The organism is Mailhella sp. (assembly GCF_057866825.1).
In genome coordinates this window covers 1-1,866 of the sequence record NZ_DBMAHT010000220.1, presented here as the reverse complement: position 1 = coordinate 1,866, position 1,866 = coordinate 1, and the positions used below count along the sequence as shown (strand labels likewise).

Annotated in this window: 3 protein-coding genes; 2 read left to right on the top strand and 1 reads right to left on the bottom strand. The window is 61.6% G+C overall.

Annotation, left to right across the window (positions count from 1 at the left end; all coding sequences use genetic code 11):
- Together ACZM96_RS10880 and ACZM96_RS10875 are read left to right on the top strand one after the other, a co-directional pair.
- The coding region (locus tag ACZM96_RS10880; protein WP_489489079.1) for an MATE family efflux transporter at positions 1-863 on the top strand (863 nt) is incomplete at its 5' end.
- A 53-nt stretch (positions 864-916) separates the two neighbouring features.
- Complete coding sequence (locus ACZM96_RS10875; RefSeq protein WP_489489078.1) at positions 917-1,333, top strand: (deoxy)nucleoside triphosphate pyrophosphohydrolase; 417 nt, start codon at positions 917-919, stop codon at positions 1,331-1,333.
- Positions 1,334-1,582: 249 nt separating this feature from the next.
- On the opposite strand, the gene ACZM96_RS10870 is transcribed toward ACZM96_RS10875, so the two are convergent.
- On the bottom strand, positions 1,583-1,866 hold a 284-nt coding region (locus ACZM96_RS10870), incomplete at its 5' end, for a TraR/DksA C4-type zinc finger protein (RefSeq protein ID WP_489489077.1).

The following is a 1,866-nucleotide window of genomic DNA, read 5'->3' as shown; positions in this document are numbered from 1 at the left end:
ACATTGCTCTGGATATTCTGCTCGTGGCAGTTCTTGATTTCGGCGTTTCCGGCGCGGCCGTGGCCACGGTGATTTCCGAGGGCTGCTCCGTGCTGCTGTGTCTTGTCTACATGGCCGCCCGCTGCCCGGAGCTGCGCCCCGGAGCGCGGGAGAGCGCACGGGCGTCTTCCCGGCTGTCCCGCATGCTGCCCGACGGCCGCATGCTCGGCGAGATGCTGGGAACCGGACTTTCCATGGGATTCATGATGTGCTTTGTGGACATAGGCATTATGATCCTCCAGTCGGCCATCAACGATCTTGGAACGGCCACCGTGGCCGGATATGCGGCGGCGCGGCGTTTTCACAGCGTGTTCATGCTGGCGCTCGGAACGCTCGGCGTGGCGGCTTCCACCTTTGCGAGCCAGAACATCGGCGCAGGACAGTGGAAGCGGGCGAAAACCGGCGTGCGTCATGCCGTGCTTCTGGCGCTGGCCTGGGTGGCGGGCGTGAACGTGGTGGTGTGGTTTATGGCGGAACCGCTGGTGCATCTTGTGACGGGTAGCGACAGCGCCGAGGTCATCCGGGCGGGAAGTTTGTATCTTCGCGTGGACGCGCCGTTCTATACCGGCATAGCCGTGCTCATTGTGCTGCGGTGCGCGTTGCAGGGCATGGGCGGTCGGCTGTTCAGCCTGGGGGAGGGCGCGCTTGAGCTGTCGGGCAACGTGCTGTTTGCCCTGTTTGTGGTGCCGGCCATGGGATACATGGGCGTGTGCCTCTGTGAACCTGTCACCTGCACCATCTGCGCCGTGTACATCAGCGTGTGCTACCTTCTGACGATTCACAGACGGGAGAGAAGCATGCAGGCGTCCGCGGGCGTCCGATAAGACGGATCCTGACGAGGGAGAGACGCGTCGGAGTTTTACTGCGAGGAGAATGTATGGAAAAGGTCATCAAGGAAGTCATGGGAGGGGTGTTTTTTGAAAACGGTCGCATTCTTGTCATGCGGCGCGCGCCCTTCATGAGCTGCCCCGGAAGCTGGGAGTTCCCCGGAGGCAAACTGGAGGCCGGAGAAACGCCGGAGCAGTGTCTGGCCCGCGAGCTTCGGGAAGAGCTGCACATTGAAGCGAAGATCGGGGAATATCTCGCGGAAAACAGTCATGATTACGACTTCGGCGTCGTGCATCTCAGCGTGTACCGGGTGCTTTCCTGGAAAGGCGAGATTGCGCTCACGGTGCATGACGACATGCGCTGGGTTCCCGTGCAGGAGCTTGCCGCGCTTCCGGGCCTGCTTCCTGCGGATATTCCCGTGGCCCGCGCGCTGGAAAAGAAGCTCGGCGCTTCCTCAAAAAACTAGGGGGCGGCCCGGCGGAACGCGCCGTTTGTGACCGCTGAGCTTTTGCGTGAAGCGGCGCAGCGTTGCGACTCCTTGCCCCGATGCTTTTTGCTGCGGCGTCTGGGGCGGGCAAGGGCGTCTTTTTTACGTTGAGCGCCTCGGCGGCACTGCCGCATCATGGCCGTTCGGGCAAAAAAAGAGCGACACGCGCGGTGCCGCCCTTTTTTCAGGAAAAGCGTTATCGACAATACGTCCGGCCGATGCCTTGGCTCAGGCCGAATGTTCCTTTTCCGCACAGTCGATGCAGAGCTTTCTTCCGTTGACTTCCCTGATGCGCGAGGCCATGACGCCTTCGCCGCAGGATTCGCACACAATGGTCGGCAGGCGTCGCGCGGTATGCGGCATGTCGCAGCGGGCTTCTCCCACGGAGAAAAGTTCCTCGAAGGGCAGGGAGAGAATCTGCTCCATGCTTTTTTGCCGCAGCTGATCCCGTTCAAGCTCCAGACGGATGCGGTCCTCTTCCGAAAGATGTTCGGAGCTCAGCGCGTTGCGGA